Annotated in this window: 23 protein-coding genes; 7 read left to right on the forward strand and 16 right to left on the reverse strand. The window is 51.5% G+C overall.

Annotated elements, in window-relative coordinates; all coding sequences use genetic code 11:
* Positions 1-38: 38 nt before the first annotated feature.
* Positions 39-1388: a 6-phospho-alpha-glucosidase gene (locus KNP81_RS13370; RefSeq protein WP_214720311.1), complete on the reverse strand. Its 1350-nt coding sequence runs from the start codon at positions 1386-1388 to the stop codon at positions 39-41.
* A gap of 146 nt (positions 1389-1534) precedes the next feature.
* On the opposite strand from KNP81_RS13370, the gene KNP81_RS13375 reads away from it, so the two are divergent.
* The gene (locus tag KNP81_RS13375) at positions 1535-2254 is read left to right on the forward strand and encodes a GntR family transcriptional regulator (RefSeq protein ID WP_214720312.1); all 720 of its coding nucleotides are present in this window, start codon (positions 1535-1537) and stop codon (positions 2252-2254) included.
* Positions 2255-2291: 37 nt separating this feature from the next.
* On the opposite strand, the gene KNP81_RS13380 is transcribed toward KNP81_RS13375, so the two are convergent.
* Complete coding sequence (locus KNP81_RS13380; protein WP_214711151.1) at positions 2292-2699, reverse strand: Lrp/AsnC family transcriptional regulator; 408 nt, start codon at positions 2697-2699, stop codon at positions 2292-2294.
* Positions 2700-2817: 118 nt separating this feature from the next.
* Here KNP81_RS13380 and KNP81_RS13385 point away from each other — a divergent pair, with 118 nt between their 5' ends.
* Both KNP81_RS13385 and KNP81_RS13390 read left to right on the forward strand, forming a co-directional pair.
* Positions 2818-3576 carry an MBL fold metallo-hydrolase gene (locus KNP81_RS13385; protein WP_214720313.1) on the forward strand — a complete coding sequence of 253 codons (759 nt, stop codon included), beginning with the start codon at positions 2818-2820 and terminating at the stop codon, positions 3574-3576.
* Positions 3577-3705: 129 nt separating this feature from the next.
* Positions 3706-4422, forward strand: a complete 717-nt coding sequence (locus tag KNP81_RS13390; RefSeq protein WP_214720314.1) for a polysaccharide deacetylase family protein — start codon at positions 3706-3708, stop codon at positions 4420-4422.
* 34 nt (positions 4423-4456) lie between these two features.
* Here the strand turns inward: KNP81_RS13390 and KNP81_RS13395 are convergent, their stop codons facing one another.
* Entirely contained in the window at positions 4457-4855 is a 399-nt protein-coding gene (locus tag KNP81_RS13395) for a cytidine deaminase (protein WP_214720315.1), read from the reverse strand.
* Positions 4856-4977: 122 nt separating this feature from the next.
* Positions 4978-5535, reverse strand: coding sequence for a TetR/AcrR family transcriptional regulator (locus KNP81_RS13400; RefSeq protein WP_214720346.1), 558 nt, complete (start codon positions 5533-5535; stop codon positions 4978-4980).
* Positions 5536-5672: 137 nt separating this feature from the next.
* Between KNP81_RS13400 and KNP81_RS13405 the strand changes: the two genes are divergently transcribed.
* Positions 5673-6422 (forward strand): SDR family oxidoreductase, encoded by a 750-nt coding sequence (locus tag KNP81_RS13405; protein ID WP_214720316.1) that lies wholly within the window; start codon positions 5673-5675, stop codon positions 6420-6422.
* 46 nt (positions 6423-6468) lie between these two features.
* Here the strand turns inward: KNP81_RS13405 and KNP81_RS13410 are convergent, their stop codons facing one another.
* From KNP81_RS13410 to KNP81_RS13430, 5 genes are all read right to left on the reverse strand, one after another.
* Positions 6469-7500, reverse strand: a complete 1032-nt coding sequence (locus KNP81_RS13410; RefSeq protein WP_029594756.1) for a FecCD family ABC transporter permease — start codon at positions 7498-7500, stop codon at positions 6469-6471.
* Entirely contained in the window at positions 7497-8510 is a 1014-nt protein-coding gene (locus tag KNP81_RS13415) for a FecCD family ABC transporter permease (RefSeq protein WP_034797063.1), read from the reverse strand. Before KNP81_RS13415 ends, KNP81_RS13410 begins: the two co-directional genes overlap by 4 nt.
* Positions 8511-8520: 10 nt before the next feature.
* The gene (locus tag KNP81_RS13420) at positions 8521-9558 is read right to left on the reverse strand and encodes an iron-siderophore ABC transporter substrate-binding protein (RefSeq protein WP_021066227.1); all 1038 of its coding nucleotides are present in this window, start codon (positions 9556-9558) and stop codon (positions 8521-8523) included.
* 168 nt (positions 9559-9726) lie between these two features.
* A complete protein-coding gene (locus KNP81_RS13425; protein WP_214720317.1) occupies positions 9727-10224 on the reverse strand; it encodes a hypothetical protein in 498 nt (165 codons plus the stop codon).
* A gap of 51 nt (positions 10225-10275) precedes the next feature.
* Complete coding sequence (locus tag KNP81_RS13430; RefSeq protein WP_214720318.1) at positions 10276-10875, reverse strand: FMN-binding negative transcriptional regulator; 600 nt, start codon at positions 10873-10875, stop codon at positions 10276-10278.
* 107 nt (positions 10876-10982) lie between these two features.
* On the opposite strand from KNP81_RS13430, the gene KNP81_RS13435 reads away from it, so the two are divergent.
* A complete protein-coding gene (locus KNP81_RS13435; protein WP_214720319.1) occupies positions 10983-11669 on the forward strand; it encodes a haloacid dehalogenase type II in 687 nt (228 codons plus the stop codon).
* Here the strand turns inward: KNP81_RS13435 and paiA are convergent.
* Both paiA and KNP81_RS13445 read right to left on the reverse strand, forming a co-directional pair.
* Positions 11644-12162, reverse strand: coding sequence for a spermidine/spermine N(1)-acetyltransferase (paiA, locus tag KNP81_RS13440; protein WP_214720320.1), 519 nt, complete (start codon positions 12160-12162; stop codon positions 11644-11646). The genes KNP81_RS13435 and paiA overlap by 26 nt on opposite strands.
* Positions 12163-12175: 13 nt before the next feature.
* Positions 12176-12628 carry a MarR family winged helix-turn-helix transcriptional regulator gene (locus tag KNP81_RS13445; RefSeq protein ID WP_214710230.1) on the reverse strand — a complete coding sequence of 151 codons (453 nt, stop codon included), beginning with the start codon at positions 12626-12628 and terminating at the stop codon, positions 12176-12178.
* Positions 12629-12770: 142 nt separating this feature from the next.
* Between KNP81_RS13445 and KNP81_RS13450 the strand changes: the two genes are divergently transcribed.
* Together KNP81_RS13450 and KNP81_RS13455 are read left to right on the forward strand one after the other, a co-directional pair.
* Entirely contained in the window at positions 12771-13127 is a 357-nt protein-coding gene (locus tag KNP81_RS13450) for a DUF2200 domain-containing protein (protein WP_214720321.1), read from the forward strand.
* Positions 13127-13549: a DUF1801 domain-containing protein gene (locus KNP81_RS13455; protein ID WP_214720322.1), complete on the forward strand. Its 423-nt coding sequence runs from the start codon at positions 13127-13129 to the stop codon at positions 13547-13549. The genes KNP81_RS13450 and KNP81_RS13455 overlap by 1 nt, the downstream gene beginning before the upstream one ends.
* An 86-nt stretch (positions 13550-13635) precedes the next feature.
* Here KNP81_RS13455 and KNP81_RS13460 read toward each other — a convergent pair whose 3' ends face one another.
* The 5 genes from KNP81_RS13460 to KNP81_RS13480 all read right to left on the reverse strand — a co-directional run bounded on the left by KNP81_RS13460 (position 13636) and on the right by KNP81_RS13480 (position 18714).
* Entirely contained in the window at positions 13636-13791 is a 156-nt protein-coding gene (locus KNP81_RS13460) for a hypothetical protein (protein WP_214714403.1), read from the reverse strand.
* A 1-nt stretch (position 13792) separates the two neighbouring features.
* Positions 13793-14455, reverse strand: a complete 663-nt coding sequence (locus tag KNP81_RS13465) for an ABC transporter ATP-binding protein (protein WP_214720323.1) — start codon at positions 14453-14455, stop codon at positions 13793-13795.
* Complete coding sequence (locus KNP81_RS13470; RefSeq protein ID WP_251129014.1) at positions 14452-15636, reverse strand: ABC transporter permease; 1185 nt, start codon at positions 15634-15636, stop codon at positions 14452-14454. The genes KNP81_RS13465 and KNP81_RS13470 overlap by 4 nt, the downstream gene beginning before the upstream one ends.
* Positions 15637-16353: 717 nt before the next feature.
* On the reverse strand, positions 16354-16683 hold the full coding sequence (locus tag KNP81_RS13475) for a hypothetical protein (protein ID WP_214720325.1): 330 nt from the start codon (positions 16681-16683) through the stop codon (positions 16354-16356).
* 321 nt (positions 16684-17004) lie between these two features.
* Positions 17005-18714: a methyl-accepting chemotaxis protein gene (locus KNP81_RS13480; protein ID WP_214720326.1), complete on the reverse strand. Its 1710-nt coding sequence runs from the start codon at positions 18712-18714 to the stop codon at positions 17005-17007.
* Positions 18715-18771 lie beyond the last annotated feature (57 nt).

An 18771-nucleotide genomic window follows, 5' to 3' on the forward strand; every position in this document is an offset into this window, starting at 1 on the left:
TCACAAAACGAATAAAGGGGAATAACTCCCCTTCGTCTTTAGCGTGCGACCGTCTCCCGTTGTTTGAGGGCCGGCCAATAGTTTTCGTTCTCGTTAATCAAATCGTCAAGGATTTGACGGGCGACCGGCGCATCGACGACGGTCCGGTTGAGCGTGAGTGCCTGGAGTGCCTTTTCATAGCTGTTCTCGAAATAGGCGTCGACGACGAGCTGTTCGTAGGCGAGCTGTCCTTCAATCATCCCTTTGTAGAAGCGAGGAATGTGTCCGACAGCGAACGGCTTCGGTCCACGGTTCGTGAGCATCGCCGGCACTTCGACCATCGCATCATCCGGCAAGTTAGCGATGATGCCGTCGTTCTTCACCATGACGATGAAGATGTCGCCATTGTTGTAGGCGAGTGACGCTGCGACGCGAATCATGTAGCAACCGTGGATGTCGATTTCAAGATGCACGTTCTCAAGTGAGTCGTCAGCGATGATTTGATCACACATCGAGAAGACCCGTTGCTGGCGGCCGTTGATGACTTGACGGGCCCGCGTGTTCTCCACGTCTTCCTTCTCCGCCATGTCGGACGGATACAAATAATACTGAAGGTACGTGTTTGGCAAATATTCCGGGAAATCGGTGAGCATCTTCTCGACTTGCTTGAACGTCTTGATCCAAGATGGGTCGTTTGCGATCTCTGAGTCTTCTGGGATGAACCCGTCCTCTAAGATGGCGCGCTTGATGTCTTCCGTCAACTCATTGCCTTCTTTGTCATAGATGCCTGTGAACCAACCGAAGTGGTTGAGGCCGAAGTATTCCGGCACGAGATCCCAAACCTCTTTGCCGAGAATCTTCGCGTAGCTCACCATGATTGCGGCCGGCATATCACAGATATTCAAAATCTTTTTGTCATTCGGGTAGGCACGCTTCAACGCCTCGGCGACGATTGCGGCCGGGTTCGTATAATTTAAGATCCAGCCGCCCGGTGAGCCTTGGCGGATGTCTGCGACGAGATCAATCATGTCCCCGATCGACCGCATCCCGTACGACATCCCGCCCGGTCCACACGTCTCTTGTCCAACCACGCCGTGACGGAGCGGAATCTGTTCATCTTTCTCGCGCATCTCCAGGCCGCCCGTTCGAATTTGAACGAAGAAGAAGTCCTTGTCGCGGAAGGCGTATTCTTTGTCCGTCGTATACTCGAACAGCTCGAGCTCTGGGTAATGCTCACGCAAGATGATTTCAGTCGCTTTGGCGACACGCTCCTGGCGCTCACCATCCGTATCGTAAAACGTGATTGAACGTAGTGGGAAGTGAGCTTTCTCTTCAATCAAGCTCATAATCATACCGATTGTGTACGTGCTGCCGCCACCGACGACGACGAGGCGTTGTCCTTGTTTCATGTGTGCGTTCCCCTTTCGAATACATATCTTATTGATTACAATACAAATTTAATACATATTATTTTAAACGTCAACAATATTTTTGAAAACATTTTACTTTGTGTATACTAGAAGTATGAATTCAGGTCGAAATCGGAGGGTCAGTCATGAAAGCAAAATCACCGCTCTACCAACAAGTCGCCCACAAAATGCGCACGTTTATCGAGTCCGGCACGTGGGCGCCCGGTGAGGCGATCCCGACCGAGGCTCAACTCGTCGAAGAGTTCAGCGTCAGTCGAGTGACTGTCCGGCAGGCGGTCAAATTGCTCCAAGAGGAAGGTCTCTTATGGAAACGACAGGGCAGCGGCACATACGTCCAGTCCGAAAAGATTGAACACAACATGTACGAATTAAAAAGCTTCACGGAAGACATGAAACGAGAAGGGAAAGAAGTGACGAACAGAGTACTCACCTTCACGTTGCAGCCACCGAGTGAGAAAGTGCAAGAGGCACTCGAACTCGAAGATGGCGAGCTCGTCTTCTACGTGAGGCGCCAACGATTCGCAGACGGCGAACCGCTCATCGTCGAGGACACATACTTGCCGCTAAAGCTGTTCCCTGACTTGACGTACGAAGTGATGTCGCAATCGAAGTACGCCTATATCGAAGACGTCAAACAGTTCAAGATTGCGGACAGCGTCCAAGAGTTCATCCCGGTGCTCCCGACAAAAGAGATTGCCGAGATGCTCGGAGTGAGTGAACGAACGCCCGTACTCAAAGTCGAACTCTATTCGTTTCTTATGGATGGCAGTCGGTTTGAGTTCACAGAAACGTATTTCAAGAGTGAAGAATACCGCTTCATCATCCGCGCCGGACGAAGACATTAAAAAGGACCTGTGAATCAAGCGATTCACAGGTCCTTCGTCAGTTAATGACGATCGACAACTTATAATTGACGTACTTGCTGAGCCCGTCCAAAAAAGCGTTCAGTTCATGGTTCGACGGGAATCGGCACTCTAAGACGTAACAGCCGTCCCCGCTCACCTTGTAGTTATTGCGGACGTACGGCCGGTGTTCCTCGAGGAACATGAGGTACGGGTCGTGGAACGTGCTCGACGTAAAGATAGTGATCATCGCGTGGACCGGTAACCCGAGCTTGTCCTCGTTCACGCGAATCGTATATCTTTCGATGATACCGAGGTCTTCGAGTTTCTTGACGCGCGTCGCCGTCGCCTGCCCGGTCAAGTGCACGTATGCCCCGAGTTCTTTCATCGTTATCCTGCTGTTCGCCTGTAGCGCCTCGATGATGAGGCGGTCTGTTGGATCGAGCATAGGTGGCTCCTTTCACGATTCAAGCCAATCCGTCCAAACACTTGATTCGTGTTATGTATGAAAAGACGGCTGCTTGTTAGACTGTACATACATTATAGCTAAAAGGAGAGATTTTTCTATGCACGTACAACTGATCCGTAATGCCACACTCTGCGTTGAATACGCCGGAAAGACGTTCCTCATCGACCCGTTCCTCGGGCAAAAAGGCGCCTATCCCCCGTTCCCGAACTCGGAACGGCAAGACGCTAATCCATTGGCCGACCTGCCAATCGCGATCGATGACATTCTGACAGGCATCGACGCCGTCATCTTGACCCACCTGCACCTCGACCACTACGACGAGGTCGCCAAACAAGTTCTGCCGAAAGCAATCCCGCTGTTCGTGCAAAACGAGGATGATTTGACTGTCATCGAAGGCGACGGCTTCACGAACGTGACCGTGTTGAGCGACACGACAGCATTCGAAGGAATCAACCTCACGAAGACAGCCGGGGAGCACGGTCGCGGTCCGATTTTAGAAATGGCCGGTCTCGTGTGCGGTGTCGTCTTCACCCACCCTACGGAACAGACGCTCTATGTCGCCGGGGACACGGTCTGGTATGACGAAGTCGCCAAGACGATTCAAACGCATCAACCAACAGTCATCGTCGTCAACGCCGGGGACAACCAGTTCGTCGAAGGCGGGTCGCTCGTCATGAACGAAGAGGACGTCCGCCATGTTCACGAGGCTGCCCCGTCGGCGACGATTATCGCGGTCCACATGGAAGCGGTCAACCATTGGAAACTATCGCGTCCTGACTTACGTGCCTATGCTGCATCACACGGCTTCGCCGATTGCCTCATCGTTCCTGAAGACGGCGAGACGATTTCACGCTAACGAAACGACGACCCTGACCTTTCACGTCAGGGCCGTTTTTAGCTTCATCTTTAACTCGAATTTGTGGTATTCTATGCTTCATACCGATGCCATGTCACCCGTTTTTTGCCTCGAGGGAGTTTTGTGAGAATGAAGAAACGCGTCATTTTGCTCATGTCGATTTTTTTGTTGATCAGCTCCCTGTCACAGGCAGCGATTCCGAAACCGAAAGCTTATAACGACCGCAGTCTCATCTATTTGACGCTCGATGACGGACCGAACCGGAAGACGGGCGCGCTGCTCGATGTCTTGAAGAAGCATCGGGTGAAGGCGACCTTCTTCATCCTTGGGAAAAATATCAAGGGAAATGAGCACCTCATCCGACGCATCGTCGCTGAAGGCCATCTTATCGCCTTGCATGGGATGACACACGTGCGCGAGGAGTTTTACGCGTCGCCGATGACGGCCGTGCGTCAAATGAAGGACGTGCAACGTCTCATATATGAAGTGACAGGCATCCATACGAACATGGCCCGCACGATTTACGGTAGCGACGCAGGCATGACGCCTGCACATTGGCAAGCGATGGACGAGGCCGGTTTCGAGATTTGGGACTGGAACGTCGGCAGTCTCGATCACATCTATAAGAAAGACAACGCGCCAATCGAGCAGCGTGTGTTCAATCGGCTCGAGGCGAATTACGAGATGAATATTGCTTCCATCATCCTGGCGCACGATCACTCGATGACACCGCAAGCGCTCGATACAATCATCCGCTACGCGAAAAAACGCAATTATGAGTTCCGGACGTTAGAAGGGGTACATCCCCCATACAACTTTTTCAATCCGTGGGAACCGAATGAATAAGAAAACGCTGAGTCGCGCAACTCAGCGTTTTTGCTTACATTTCGAGTTCCGTAAATGCAAACGGGACGAGCTCTTCCAACGTCACTTCTTTCACGTCGGCGTTGCCGTTCGTGAGCAACACTTTGAAGTCCGGGTCGCCGAACTCGACGAGCACTTGGCGGCAGATGCTGCATGGCGGCAAGAAGTCGACCGTGTCACCTGACACCGCGACGGCTTCGAAGTCGCCTTTTTTATAACCTTGCGCGACCGCTGTGAAGATGGCCGTGCGCTCGGCACAGTTCGTCGCACCGAACGAGACGTTCTCGACGTTGACGCCGTCGATGACCGTTCCGTCCTTCATAAGAAGCGCCGCTCCGACGCGGAAGTTTGAATACGGCGAGTAGGCGTTCTCTTTCAATTGGCGGGCACGCTCGACTAATTGTTGTTGGTTCATGGGATCATGGTCCTCTCTGACTCGAAATGAACTGATGCCAGTTCCCGGCCTCTCTTTTTTGGGCAGGATTTTTAGCATACACTTCAATCGGCAGGGAAGTCAACGACTTTTTGATGACGCTTTCACTTAAGTCGCAAAATCCGCGCCAACTGCTCGTTCATCTCATCCGGGGTGGCCGCAAAATCGTGTTCGCCCCAATGGATGATCATCCCGACGATGGCGTTCGCTTGATACGAACAGAACAACTCATGGTCAATCTCATCTTGCTTGTGCGCCGCCGTGTCGCGGAGGAGCAACTTGCGCACCTCGTCGAACAACATGTAATAGTACGCGAGCGGCACATTTTTCGAGAAGACGATGCGATAGAAGTCGACGTACGTCTGGACGTGATGAAAGATACGGATTGTCGACGGTTCAAGCTCACGCGGATTGAGCAGCTTCACATGACGATACGGCTCCTCATACGACTTGGCGAGGTCGGCGGTGATCTCTTGGAAGTACTCCTCGAATACGTCCTCGACCCGGGCATAATGCAAATAAAACGTGCCTCGATTGACATTTGCCACACGACAAAGTTCCGAAATCGTCACTTGTTCGAGTCGCCGATTCTTCAATAGTTCGACGAGCGCCTCATGGAGCGCTCGTTTTGTTTTGATAACACGCAAGTCGAGCTTCATGATTCGCACATTCCTCTCAACAGTTATGGCCTAAAGTGTTGATTACTCAACAATTCCTCATTTTTTGATGATTGTAAGCGTTTTCTAACGTTCATTATAATGGTTATTGAACACATGTACAATAAAAGGAGGAGTCAGTTATGCGGTTATCGGGGAAAGTGGCGATTGTCACAGGAGCAGCATCAGCAATGGGGAAAGCGATCGCGGAACTATATGCGAAGGAAGGAGCCCGCGTCGTCGTCTCGGATATGAATCTCGACGGAGCGCAGGCCGTCGTCGAGGGGATTTCGGGCGAGGCCATCGCCATCCAGACGGACGTCACGTCTGAAGAAGCGTTGCAGCAGTTGTTCGACGAGACGGTGAAGACGTTCGGTCAAGTCGACATCCTCGTCAACAACGCCGGCATCATGGACGGGATGGAGCCGGTCGGTGAGATCTCGAACGAACGTTGGGAGAAAATCTTCGCCGTCAACACGGTGTCAGTCATGAAATCGATGCGCATCGCCGTCGACTTGTTCACGAAGCAAGGTCACGGCGTCATCGTCAACAACATCTCGGCCGGCGGCTTGTATGGGGCTCGAGCCGGTGCAGCCTATACGGCGTCGAAACACGCTGTCGTCGGATTGACGAAGAACACGGCGTTCATGTATGCCGACCAAAACATCCGTTGTAACGGGATCGCACCGGGCGCGGTCGCGACGAACATCGGCTCGACGATGACGGACATGAGCCAGGCCGGGTTCGGTCGCCAGCAACTTGGGATGGCCATCAACCCACGCATCGGACAACCAGAAGAGATTGCTCAGCTCGCCCTCTTCCTCGGCTCGGACGAATCGAGTTTCATCAACGGTCAAGTCGTCGCCATCGACGGCGGTTGGACCGCCTACTAATCAAAAAAATGAGCCACATCCGACGCCGGATATGGCTCATTTCTCGTTATAGCTCCCCTCTCCGGTTCATCCGGATCAAGAGATAAATCAAATACGGCGCCCCGACCATGCCGGTGATGACACCGACCGGGTAGCGGGCCGTGAAGGCGAACTGACCGATGAGATCGGCCGCGAGCACCAAGATGACACCGACGAGTGCCGCCGGGATGATGGTCGAACGTCCGTCCCCGACGAGCCGCTTCGCAATCGGCCCCGCGAGGAACGCGACGAAGGCAATCGGTCCGGTCGTCGCCGTCGCGAGTGCGAGCATGAGCACCGAGGCGACGATGAGCAGCACGCGCGTCTGGTTCGTCTTGACACCGAGCGACGTCGCCGTCATCTCCCCGAGCTCTAAAATCTGGAGCTGTCGGCTGAGCCGAAGGATGACCGGGAGGCAGAGCGCGACCGCAATCATGAGCGGCGGGAGCGTCTCCATCTTCACCCCGTTCAAGCTACCGCTCAACCAGCGCATCGCCGTCCCGACATCATTTTGGCGGCTTATGAGCAGCAGATAGTTGATGACCGCCGTCAGCATCGCCTGAATCCCGATCCCGACCAGCACGAGCCGGCCGATCGAGAAGGCGGCGCCTTTCGACAAGAAGTAGATGGCGAGGACGGTCAACAGCCCGCCGATAATCGAGATGATGGAGACGAACGTATCGCTCGCCTGTAAGACGACGATGCCGAACACGGCCGCCGCACTCGACCCGGTCGTGATGCCGATGACGTTCGGGTTGGCGAGCGGGTTACGGAGCATCGTCTGGAACACCGTCCCGGCGATCCCGAACGCAAGTCCGGCGAAGACGCCGGCGAGCATGCGCGGCAGACGGATCGTGCCGACAGCAAACGAGGCGCCCGGTACTTGTTCCCCGAACAAGACACGGATGACGTCTGCGACCGGATAAATCGTGTTGCCGAGCATGAGCATCGTCGCGCTCAACGTAAGGGCCAGCGCGAACAAGACGAGCGTCACGAAGACGGTCCGTTGCCGACGCTTGCGACTGTTATGGATGATGGGTTGAATCGATTGGTTCGTCATACGCCACGCACCTTCACTTTCATCGTCAAGGCGATCAAAATTGGTGCCCCAACGAACGCCGTGACAATCCCGACTTCGAGTTCCCCGGGACTGCCGAGCAAGCGCCCCGCCACGTCAGCAAACGTCAATAAAATCGCACCCGTCAGTGCCGACATTGGGATGATATACCGTTCATCCGCTCCGATGACCAAACGGACGAGGTGCGGCGCCAAGAGACCGATAAAGCCGATCGGTCCAGCCAGTGCCGTCGCCGCCCCGCACAAGATCACACCGGCGAACGAGGCAATCAATTTCAACGTGCCGATGCGGACACCGAGACCTGTGGCGAGCTCTTCCCCGAGCGCCAAGATGTTGAGGGACGGTGCCGCCAAGATGGCGATGACGATCCCGCCGATAAAGAACGGCAGGAACGTCATAATCGAATCCATCGTCCCGGCCCCGACGCTACCGACTTGCCAGAACCGGAACTGGTCCATGACGTTCGAGCGCGGAATCATGATGGCCATGACGAGTGACGACAAGGCCGCACTCGTCGCCGCGCCGGCCAAGACAAGTTTGAGTGGCGTCGAACCGCCCCGACCGAGCGACCCAATGCCGAACACGAACGCCGCCGTCAAGAGTGCCCCGGCGAGCGCGAACCAGATATAGTCGCTCGCGGTCGAGATGTTAAAGAAGGCAATCCCGACGACGACGAACAGCGCCGCTCCCGTGTTGACCCCGAGAATGCTCGGGTCGGCGATCGGGTTACGCGTCACCGACTGCATCAATGCGCCTGAGACACCGAGTGCCGCCCCGCACATGAAGCTGAACACCGTCCGAACGACCCGCTGCCGGACGATGTCCGCTTCATACGACTGAACAGCCGGACGGAATAAACCGTCAAGCAGTTCATCCCATCCGACTGTCCGTGAGCCGAAAGCAAGCGAAGCGAGCATACAGACGACGAGCAGGACGAGCGACCCTACGAGGAGGAGCCCGAACCGTTTCGGCGTGTGTAACTTCTTCGGCATATTCATTTGATTACTCGACTTTCGCGAGTGCTTCTGACACGAGTTTCACATAGTCATCAATCGTATATTCGATCGAGAGTGGTGATGGTGTCCCAGCAGCCGCGAGCGGCGTGTTATCTTCGATCATGACGACCGAACCGCGTTTGATGGCCGGCACTTTGCTGTAGAGCGGGTCAGCTTGAAGTGCTTTCAACGTCTCTTCGTTCCCGTAGGCGACGAAGATGTCGACGTCGTTCAAGATGTCAGCGTTCTCTGAGCTAAGCTCGAGGTAGAAGCTGTTTTCATCTTTGATTTGGCTCGTGATGTTCTCAGGGTACTCCATGCCGAGCTCTTCGATGAAGGCACCGCGTGGGTCACCCGTCGTGTAGATGTAGAACTTCGAGAGGTCGTCCGGGCTGAGCGCGACGAATGCCGCTTTCTTCCCTTTCATCTCCGGTACTTCAGCTGCCTTGTCGGCGATGAGTTTCTCTGTGTCTTCGATCAACTGTTTGCCTTCTTCTTCCATGCCCATGGCCATTGAGTCATAACGAACCGTGTCCTGCCATGATGACACCCAAGGCGTCTCTTGGTATGCGACGACCGGTGCAATCTCTGTCAACGTGTCGTAATCTTCTTGCGTGATGCCTGAGTAGGCAGCGAGAATGACGTCCGGCTGTGAGTCGGCGATCGCTTCGAAGTCGAGGCCGTCCGTATCTTGATAGATGTTCGGGTTTTCTTCACCGAGGTCTTTCAACTTGTCAGCCGTCCATGGCAACATGCCGCTGCCGTCTTGGACACCGTAGTTCGCAGCCGAGAATCCGACTGGTACGACGTCGAGCGCGAGCGCCACGTCTTGGTTCGACCAACCGACCGTTGCGACGCGTTCTGGCTTCTTGTCGATGACCGTCTCGCCTAACGCGTGTTTGATTGTGATTGGATAGCCTTCTGCCGTTTCGGCAGATTCATCTGTCGTGGCTGCATCTTCATTGTTCGAGCCGCATCCTGCGAGCACGAGCACGAAAGCAGACATGATGATGAACATATGTAGCATTTTCTTGTAGCTGTTCATGTCCTAGTCCCCTTTTTTCTGTATGACAACGTTTTACGCCGACATTGATAATCATTATCATTTATGAGTATAGGATGAATCCGGGAGCGCTGTCAATCTGAACTTCAAGATATTCGAGGAAAAATAGAAACAGCCCGCGTCTCTCAAATGGTGAGATGCAGGCTGACGTCATAACGTTTGGTTGGCCAAGTTGATCAGTTGTTGGACCGGTAAGCGGGTCTCGTCGTCAAGTTCGATGGAGTTGCCATCGATGTAGTAGATGATTCGGGCAGTAAAGCCATTTTTGTTGATCCACCATAACCCTTGGGACGTCGATTCCGCCTCATCATAGAAAGCAGATGTCCCGTCCGCAAGTACATATTGGTCTCCGTATGACGAAATATCTTCCATGTCATCAGGTTCATCGACGACTTTATGGACGATGTAGCGCAACTCCTGTGTCGTCTCCTCGTTCACATAGTGAAACACGAATTGATGCATGTGGTGCGGTTTTGCGATATCAATCTCACTATAGCGCCGAGTGATTTCAAAAGGAAACGCAATCGGTTCTTCAAACGCGTGTTCAATCGGTGGGTTTGGTTGGTCGGCTCGATCCGTCGCCAGCTCGACCAAGGCTAGTAGAACAAGAAGACCACCTAGTGCCCGCACAATCCATTTCATTTTCATTGATTTTCGCTCGTTTCGTCATAGATTTAAGTTTCGACTCATTTCCACACCTTACGATTGCCGTTTCTCGCGCATCACATCCGCAATCGGGCACCCTGCCTGCTCGAGCTCGGAGACGATGCGTGTATAATCCTTCTCGTTTCGATTCTGACTCAGCTTGAACGCCGCCTGCATCTCCGCAATGTCGATGCGGAACCCGACGACGCCATATTTCTGCCGTTGCACCGGCTCAGACAGTCCCCCCCAGACGACGGCGTGCTCGCGGTCGCCTTCATGGTCTTGAAGCAGTCCGGCCAGATCTTCCTCGAGTTCGTCCGCATTCAAGATGGTCGCCTGCCCATACGCATGGACGGCCTGATAGTTCCACGTCGATACGTCCTCATGCCCATACCACGACGCCGATACGTAGGCGTCTGGGCCTTGGACGATCAGGAGCACCGTCTGATTTTCAATCGTTTGCCATTGCGGATTGTTTTTGGCGATGTGTGTCGTGAACCAAGCATGGCCATCTTTTTCATGAAACCGGAGCGGTACGTGCGTCGCGATCGGCTTCTGTCCGTCATGCGTGACGACGGTGCCGAACGGATGGGCCTTCAGAAAGGCGTGGACTTCTTTCGGATCATTTACGGCGTATAGTTTCGGGACGTACATCAAATTCCTCCTGTCTTGTTCGTTGTTCAACTGACTGGACCCTTCCGTATAATTCACGCCAACTAGGGTAAAGAGTAGATGACGCTAAATGATTGAGGAGGGATATGATGAAACCACATGTTAAAGCATTCGTGTTCGATGTCTACGGGACCTTGTTCGACGTCCATTCCGTCAAGGCGGCGTGTGACGAACAGTTCCCCGGAAAAGGTGACCAAATCAGCCAGTCGTGGCGAACGAAACAGCTCGACTACTTCTTTACCCGCCACATTATGGGACGTTATGAGGACTTCTCTGTCGTCACGCGCGACGCGCTCCGGTATGCGTTGTCGGCGGCCGAAGTGACGTGGACGACCGAGACGGAGGATGCATTGATCGCCACTTACGCCGACCTGTCGCCATATGAAGAGGTTGAAGACGTCTTGCACCAACTGCATCATAAACAGACCATCGTTCTCTCGAACGGGACGGACGCGATGCTCGCAGAACTCATCCAAAACGCCGGGTTCACCGACCTATTCGACGAACTCGTCAGCATCGACGGCATCAAACAAGCCAAGCCGTCACCGGCCGCCTACACGCACTGGTTCAAGAGCAGTGGTTTGAAGCGGGACGAGGTGCTGTTCCTGTCCTCGAACGGTTGGGACATCGCCGGTGCGAAGAACTTCGGGTTCCACACGGCTTGGATCAACCGCGACGGCAAACCGCTCGACATGCCCGACCTGGCCCCTGACGCCGTCTATGAGAACTTGTCGGAGATACTGGAATGGGTCACGGACGAAGCGGCTTGGCCATAATCAAATCGACTTGGGCGTCGTCACCCATATAGAACGTGTGCGCCCCGGTCTGGACGAAACCGTGCTTTTGGTAAAAGGCGAGTGCCTTATGGTTATGTTCCCACACACCGAGCCAGATTTCACATTTGTTCAGTTCTTCCGCGCACGTGATGGCCTGGTCGTACAGCGACTTCCCGACGCCACTACCTTGGAACTTCCGTCGCACATAAATCCGTTCGAGTTCGAACGCCTTTTCGCCCATGGCCTCGGTCTGGGCGTTGTTGGCGTTCACTTTTAAGTAACCAGCCACTTCTCCATCGAGCATGGCGAAAAAGAACTGTGAGTCCGGATTCGAAAGCTCCTCTTTGAGTTGCGCCACGTTGTACGCCCGCTCGAGATAAGCGGCCAGATGCACCGGGTCATTCTCCGCTTCAAACGTCTCCGTGAACGTCTCGATGCTGATGGCACGGAGTGCGTCAACGTCTTCGATTGTGCAAGCTTTGATGGTGATCATGTTCCGTCCCCCTCTAGTAGTCTCGTTTCTTCCCTTTCTTCACCGCGTCCCAGTCTCCTTCGATATTGTGGCGGACCCGCTTCAACAGCCGGAGTAGCTGCTCGGCTTCCTGGTCGCTCAGCCCGGTGAGCGCGACATCCGTCGAATGTTCGTGCTCTCGGATGATGACCGGATACAGCGCCTTGCCCCGTTCAGTCGGGACGAGCCGCTTGATTTTCTTGTTATGCGGGTCGTCCTGCTTCGTGATCAACCCGTTCGTCTCCAACTTTTGAATCGCCCGCGCCGCCGTCGTCCGATCGACTTTGATCAATTCGGCGAGCTTCTCTTGAATGATGCCCGGCTCTTCACAAATCCGGACCAAATACAGATATTGCCCTTTCGTCAGCTCGAGCTCCTTGAACTCGATATTGCTGATCGAGTCGAGGGCACGGGCAATCATCCCGATTTCACGCAACTGGTCTCTCATACATTCCTCCTGATTGTTGTATTTACAATACGTTACGTTCAGTATAATTGATTTAGTTGCATTTGCAACAAAAAGTATTTTGGGTATGAACTTTGATTATGTGAGAAAATGAAGGTATCATTCCACGAAACGAGGGGATTTCATGGCACACCGCATCTACACGACGAGCTTTGCGAGCGTCTATCCGCTTTACGTCGCGAAAGCCGAACGGAAAGGCCGGACAAAAGACGAAGTCGATACGATTATTCGCTGGTTGACCGGTTATGACGAGGCTGGGCTCGAGCGCCAACTCGCTGCCGAGGTCAATTTTGACACGTTCTTTGCCACGGCACCTAAGATGAACGAAGACCGTGCCTTGATCAAAGGCGTCGTTTGCGGCGTCCGCGTCGAGAACGTCGAGGAACCGCTCATGCGCGAGATTCGCTACTTGGACAAGCTCGTCGATGAACTGGCCAAAGGCAAAGCGATGGCGAAGATTTTGCGGGGAGGCGAACAGTGATGGACTATACGACACTCGTCGACGACAAACGGCTCGACGCCTTCACCCGTTTGATCGATGTGATTGACGCGAACTTGCCGGACGGGTTCGAGAAGACGACCGACGGTAACGGCATCCATTACGTAGTCCCGCTGTCGACGTATCCGTCCGGGTATCACGTCACGCCGGGCACCCCGCTCCCGTTTTTGAGCGTCATCGCCCAGAAGCATCACGTCGCCGTGTATCATATGGGCGTCTATAGCGACACGGAACTGCTCCGCTGGTTCGAGGAGTCATACGCCGCCCAAGTACCGACGAAATTGAACATGGGCAAGAGCTGTATCCGCTTCGGCAACGTCAAACATATCCCGTACGACTTGATTGGCGAGCTCGTCTCGAAGATGACACCGGAGCAATGGATTGCGGCGTACGAATCACGCTAAAAAAGGCAGGTCGATTGTCGACCTGCCTTTTTTGGCATTCCTTATTTCCCCGCTTATTCATAGTCGGAAACGGATTGAGTCCGTCCTTATTGCGGCCGTGCCAGATAAACTGCTACAACCAGGAGAGCTACCCCTAAGACGATCAACAATTTATAAAACATGTTTTGTTTTCTACGAACCACACCAATCACGGTAAAGAAGATACCGAATAGGAAGGACAAGACCATTGCGATGAATCCCATTTTATTCGCTCCTTTTCAGCTTAATGATTCGCTCGTGACGATTGGCCACGTCCAAATCATGCGTCACGGTAATCACTGTCGTATTGAACTCGCGATTCATCTCAAACAATAAATCGATGATGCGCTCTTTGTTTTCCGGGTCCAATGACGCAGTAGGCTCATCGGATAAAATGATTTTGGGGTTCATAATGACAGCCCTCGCAAAAACAGCTCGCGACCGTTGTCCGCCCGAACATTCCAACGGTTTCTTCTTCAAAATTGACTCGATTCCAATCTTATTCACAATCCGCTTGAAGTGTTCCTGGGCGCGTGGGTCTTTTTCGAGATTGGCATACATGAGCGGTAACTTAATATTGTCCTCGATGGTCAACGAATCAATGAGTGCCGATTCCTGTAACACGAACCCAATCTTTTGATTGCGCCATTCCGCTAATGTATTCCGTGACAGCCCCTGAACCGATGAATCAAACAGCTCATAGCTCCCTTGATAGCGCGTATCCAGCAACCCGATGATATTGAGCAACGAGGTCTTCCCGACGCCAGACTCCCCTATAATCGAGAGCTTTTCTCCCGGTTGAACCTCCAGTTCAAAATCATGCAGGATGGAGAATCCTTTCTTATCAAACGATTTTTTCTGAATTTCTAACTTGATGATGCTACTCATTGCAAAACCCCCACCGAGATTGGAATACCCTTGATTTTTTTGAGTGCCAGTTCCACAATCATCACCCCGATAATCACGTCAATCAATAGAACGCCTAAGAAGGCGATCCAATCCATACTGATTAAGCCAAACACCCCATACGTGGCAAAAATCGAATCTTTTCTCATCCAAAAACCATATCGATTGAACGCAGTGATCGCGAATAGGATGACGAGGTTGATCGAGAACAAAATCGCAAAGTAGCTGTAAAAAATGGTTCTCAGTTTGGAATAACTTAATCCCACTAATAAATTGACCGTAAAATCTTTAATCATGAGTCGAACACTGATTAATGTATTCCAAGTCGCCAGACACACAATGACAACGAGTAACACGAGCGTAATCGCACTGATCATCTTCAAAGAGCTTACATAATAATCTTCAAAGTACTTAAAATTTTCTTGTTGGCTAAAAAAGTTAAAGTCCAACCCTAGATTGTTCTGAATCTGTTCATTCAACTTCGTTGCTTCTTCTTTCGTCGAATCAAGCAGTACGATGTCCATCAAACCGTTCAAGTGGAGGTCAAGACCCGCGTTTTGAATAAATGGCTCGTTGACGGGGACGATGACTGAAAAGTTGTAGTAGTTCTTTGAATTCGGTGCATAAAAGTTCGAGCGGTGCGTATTTTTCTCCAAGACCCCTTGCACTTTCAAATCGACCGCTTGTTGGGTGACCGGATCCGTGATTTCGATTTTCGATCCTACCGGATACGTTGAAGCCAGACCTCCACCTATCAGAACCGGGATGTCATCTTGTTTAAATTGATAATCAAAGTTCAACTGATCGCCTTGCGCCAATTTGAATTGATTGAGTTGGTACGCCTCTTCATTGATGTAATTAAACGACACTTCCATATCATGTTCATTCTCTAAAGAGGTCGTAAAGCCGTCAGCTTGTAAGGCATATGTATGATTGTTGTTTAAATACTCGTAAAGTTTTCTCGTTTCTTTGATGTCGATTCGATCAAAATCAGCTTCACTCTCTGGATCTAGATTGGCGATATAATTCCCTTCTCGATTGAACGTTTCAATTTCTTGATAGCCTTGAGCAGTCGAAATAATGGAACGCGTGGCACTAAAAGAGAGGTAATTCGCTAGGAAAAGTAATAGGATCATTCCCAGAACAAGGATCCATCGCTTCAAAAATATTCTTGTTATAAAAAAGTGTAAAATTCTCATTCTCTTTTCACCTGACCTACACTAATTAATATGTATACGATAAACAGCAAAACGAGGTAGAGATTGCTGGTTATATTCAAATCCAAGTAGAAGTTCAATGAAAGTGATAGTAAAAAGGTGAACAGCAATATCGCTAGGCTATTCAACATATATCGAATCATAATCTTTTGCTTTGTGTCACCGACGAGGATACGACAAGCTATCTCTACTTTTCTCCGATTTAAAAATTGATAATGAAAAATCATCATAATAAAAGTGAGAACAATACTGATTACAAATTGATAGTCGATAATGCTTTCAATGAACGACATTAAAATAAATGAGCCCTCTAAATCTGCAACTTTTACATAAAGTAATATTAAATTTGAAACGAAACAGAAGAAGTAAATGGCAAAAGCTTCAAACACATCATTAAATCTAAATAAAGAATATTTCATGACCTACTCCTTACAGATGGCATTTATAAATTTATGGTAACACGTATAATTAAATGCCAACTACCTAGCTAAAAAAAACTGTGAGTTCTAACTGATCATCAAGAAAAACAAGCTGATCTTCCAGTTAAAATAGAAATAAATCACATCGCATCGGTATAAGATCAGGCCCTGTAGGAACATACCTCTCGGGCCTGATTCACGTCCCCTACGTGCTTAGCAATTAAAAAATTCAAACGACAAAGTCTTATTTTAGTGCGCCACGGGCCCAACTGAATTTTGTCGTGTACTTATCTCCCCATCTTAAATCATCCCAAACAGACCCTGTCACTTTGCTGCTGTAGGCGACTTTGCTCAACAAAGTTCTACCGTCGCGCGTATATTTGAACGAAGTAGATTTGTATTTTGAACTACTGTAGTTCCAAGCCGCACCATTGTACTTGATTTGGAATGATTCTTCTGTAGACGCTCCACTAGATGACGTACCGAACGTCGCTGCCGAGGCAGACCCTGCGCCTACTAAAAGCGCGCCGACCACTAAAGCTGAACTCGCAAACCGTTTTGTCTTCTTGTTCATCATACATTCCTTCTTTCCTGTTAGTATTTTGAAGTAAAAAAGTTGATACAATTAAAAACCTAACATAGTCCCCATTAAATTCAATCGGTAAATAACATATTATTACAATTTGATTCTTTTTACATAAAAAGTATGTGTTCCATCATTACGAATTAACTATCATCAATCTATCCATATACGAGCTCTCGCCTGATAGATTAATTTGAATCATGTCCAAGGTCCTTAGATTGCTCTGTTTCTTAAAAACGAAGTTCGAAGCGAAGTCTGGTACTAGAACAGAATTCACAAAAACAGGCAGGTCGATGGCGACCTGCCTGTTTTTTACACGTTAAATCGTTTTGTCATTTGACGCATCTCGTCTGCCATATTCGACAGTTCTTGGGCCGAGGCTGTTATTTCTTCCATCGACGCCATCTGTTCTTCCGTCGCCGCCGAGGTGTTCTCGGTGTCGGTAGCCGTCGTCTCCGTGATGCCTTGAATCTCGTTCACCGATCGTAAAATCTCGGTCGCTCCGGCCGCCATCTCTTGGACAGAGCCTGACACTTCCTCGACTTTTTGACCGACCTCTTCAATCGCCCGCTTGATGTCCTCGAACGCTAGCCCAGCCTGTTGGACGTTCGTGACGCTGTGACCCATCTCGCTCTCGACGACGTGCATCGTCTGGACGGCTTGTTTCGTTTCCGTCTGCGTATCTCCAATCAAACCAGAGATTCGTTTCGTCGCGATCGCCGACTCTTCAGCAAGTTTCCGGACTTCTGAGGCAACGACGGCGAATCCGCGTCCTTGGTCGCCAGCCCGGGCCGCTTCGATGGCCGCATTTAAGGCGAGCAAGTTCGTCTGTTCGGCGATGCCAGAAATCGTACCGGTGATGCTACCGATTTCTTGGGAGCGGACGTCGAGTTGGCCGATGACCGTCTGCAACGCCTTCACTTTCCCATTCATCGCCTCAAGCTGTGACTCGAGCGTCTCAATCAACTCGTTGCCGGTCCCGACTTTTTGAAGTGCCCCGTCTGACAACTCGGTCATGTGTTGGGCGCTATTTGAGACGTGATGAATCCCATTCGTCAGTTCGGTGAGTGTGCCGCTCGATTCTTTCACCCGCGTCAATTGACGGAGCGAGCCCGACGCGATTTCTTCCATCGTGACGGCGACCATCTCGGTCGCTTTTGTCGTCTCTTCGACGTTCGATTTCAAATCGTCCGATGACGTTGCAACGCGTCCGGCTGTTGTGGTGACGTTGCCGATCAACTCGCGAAGACTGTCTTTCATCTCATTGAACGATGCTGCGAGTGAACCGATTTCATCTTGTGACGTGTACGTGCTGTCGACCGTCAAATCGCCGGCTCCAGCACGGCTCATTAGTCCATTCAACTCACGAATCGGACGGACGATGAGGCGCGTGATGTAGACGCCGAGCCCGATTGAGACGAGTGCCCCGATGGCGACGAGCACCCAGAACAACGTGACCGATTCTGTCCGATCGTTCTGCATCGTCGTGCTTGCCGTCTCGGCCTCTGCATTGATGCCGTCCATGACGACTGTGGCCGTCTCGACGAGGTCTTGACGGATTGGACGCAAGTCACTCAAATAGACGCGATATGCTGCGGTGTTCTCGCCGCGCAACGCCGGTTGGAGCACGAGTTCAGTCCCTTCGAGGTAGGCTGCAATCTCGGCATTCAGGTCCTCGACTCGTCCTTGCATCTCGGCATCTGTTGAGGCGAATGTTTCATTGAACAGCTTTAGGTTCGTCCCGATACTGTCGCGACGTTCTGTGATACTTGCCTGTAACTCTTCATTCCGACTCGAATCGGTCGTTAACATCAATTCGAGCATATACCCGTCCAAGGCACGGTTATCCGTTCGGATTTGACCAAGGGCGCGAATCGGCAATAACCGATCTTCATAAATCGATTCTCCCGCATCGGCCATGCGTCCCATGAAGACATGGCTGAGTGTGGCGACGAGAACGAGTGTCGCGATAAATACGCTAATCAGTACCATTAACTTTTTGGACATCTTCAAATTTTTCATCGTGATCCCTCCCTACCTGATTTATCGTAGGAAAGAGGCTTGAAATGAAGTAACTTT

Source organism: Exiguobacterium sp. s149, from assembly GCF_018618395.1.
GTDB lineage: Bacteria > Bacillota > Bacilli > Exiguobacteriales > Exiguobacteriaceae > Exiguobacterium > Exiguobacterium chiriqhucha.

What these genes read in the sequence shown, in the direction of transcription:
- KNP81_RS13370 (WP_214720311.1), bottom strand. Translation starts at nt 1,388, where the DNA reads ATGAAACAAGGACAACGCCTCGTCGTCGTCGGTGGCGGCAGCACGTAC.
- KNP81_RS13375 (WP_214720312.1), top strand. Translation starts at nt 1,535, where the DNA reads ATGAAAGCAAAATCACCGCTCTACCAACAAGTCGCCCACAAAATGCGC.
- KNP81_RS13380 (WP_214711151.1), bottom strand. Translation starts at nt 2,699, where the DNA reads ATGCTCGATCCAACAGACCGCCTCATCATCGAGGCGCTACAGGCGAAC.
- KNP81_RS13385 (WP_214720313.1), top strand. Translation starts at nt 2,818, where the DNA reads ATGCACGTACAACTGATCCGTAATGCCACACTCTGCGTTGAATACGCC.
- KNP81_RS13390 (WP_214720314.1), top strand. Translation starts at nt 3,706, where the DNA reads ATGAAGAAACGCGTCATTTTGCTCATGTCGATTTTTTTGTTGATCAGC.
- KNP81_RS13395 (WP_214720315.1), bottom strand. Translation starts at nt 4,855, where the DNA reads ATGAACCAACAACAATTAGTCGAGCGTGCCCGCCAATTGAAAGAGAAC.
- KNP81_RS13405 (WP_214720316.1), top strand. Translation starts at nt 5,673, where the DNA reads ATGCGGTTATCGGGGAAAGTGGCGATTGTCACAGGAGCAGCATCAGCA.
- KNP81_RS13410 (WP_029594756.1), bottom strand. Translation starts at nt 7,500, where the DNA reads ATGACGAACCAATCGATTCAACCCATCATCCATAACAGTCGCAAGCGT.
- KNP81_RS13415 (WP_034797063.1), bottom strand. Translation starts at nt 8,510, where the DNA reads ATGCCGAAGAAGTTACACACGCCGAAACGGTTCGGGCTCCTCCTCGTA.
- KNP81_RS13420 (WP_021066227.1), bottom strand. Translation starts at nt 9,558, where the DNA reads ATGAACAGCTACAAGAAAATGCTACATATGTTCATCATCATGTCTGCT.
- KNP81_RS13425 (WP_214720317.1), bottom strand. Translation starts at nt 10,224, where the DNA reads ATGAAAATGAAATGGATTGTGCGGGCACTAGGTGGTCTTCTTGTTCTA.
- KNP81_RS13430 (WP_214720318.1), bottom strand. Translation starts at nt 10,875, where the DNA reads ATGTACGTCCCGAAACTATACGCCGTAAATGATCCGAAAGAAGTCCAC.
- KNP81_RS13435 (WP_214720319.1), top strand. Translation starts at nt 10,983, where the DNA reads ATGAAACCACATGTTAAAGCATTCGTGTTCGATGTCTACGGGACCTTG.
- paiA (WP_214720320.1), bottom strand. Translation starts at nt 12,162, where the DNA reads ATGATCACCATCAAAGCTTGCACAATCGAAGACGTTGACGCACTCCGT.
- KNP81_RS13445 (WP_214710230.1), bottom strand. Translation starts at nt 12,628, where the DNA reads ATGAGAGACCAGTTGCGTGAAATCGGGATGATTGCCCGTGCCCTCGAC.
- KNP81_RS13450 (WP_214720321.1), top strand. Translation starts at nt 12,771, where the DNA reads ATGGCACACCGCATCTACACGACGAGCTTTGCGAGCGTCTATCCGCTT.
- KNP81_RS13455 (WP_214720322.1), top strand. Translation starts at nt 13,127, where the DNA reads ATGGACTATACGACACTCGTCGACGACAAACGGCTCGACGCCTTCACC.
- KNP81_RS13460 (WP_214714403.1), bottom strand. Translation starts at nt 13,791, where the DNA reads ATGGGATTCATCGCAATGGTCTTGTCCTTCCTATTCGGTATCTTCTTT.
- KNP81_RS13465 (WP_214720323.1), bottom strand. Translation starts at nt 14,455, where the DNA reads ATGAGTAGCATCATCAAGTTAGAAATTCAGAAAAAATCGTTTGATAAG.
- KNP81_RS13475 (WP_214720325.1), bottom strand. Translation starts at nt 16,683, where the DNA reads ATGAACAAGAAGACAAAACGGTTTGCGAGTTCAGCTTTAGTGGTCGGC.
- KNP81_RS13480 (WP_214720326.1), bottom strand. Translation starts at nt 18,714, where the DNA reads ATGAAAAATTTGAAGATGTCCAAAAAGTTAATGGTACTGATTAGCGTA.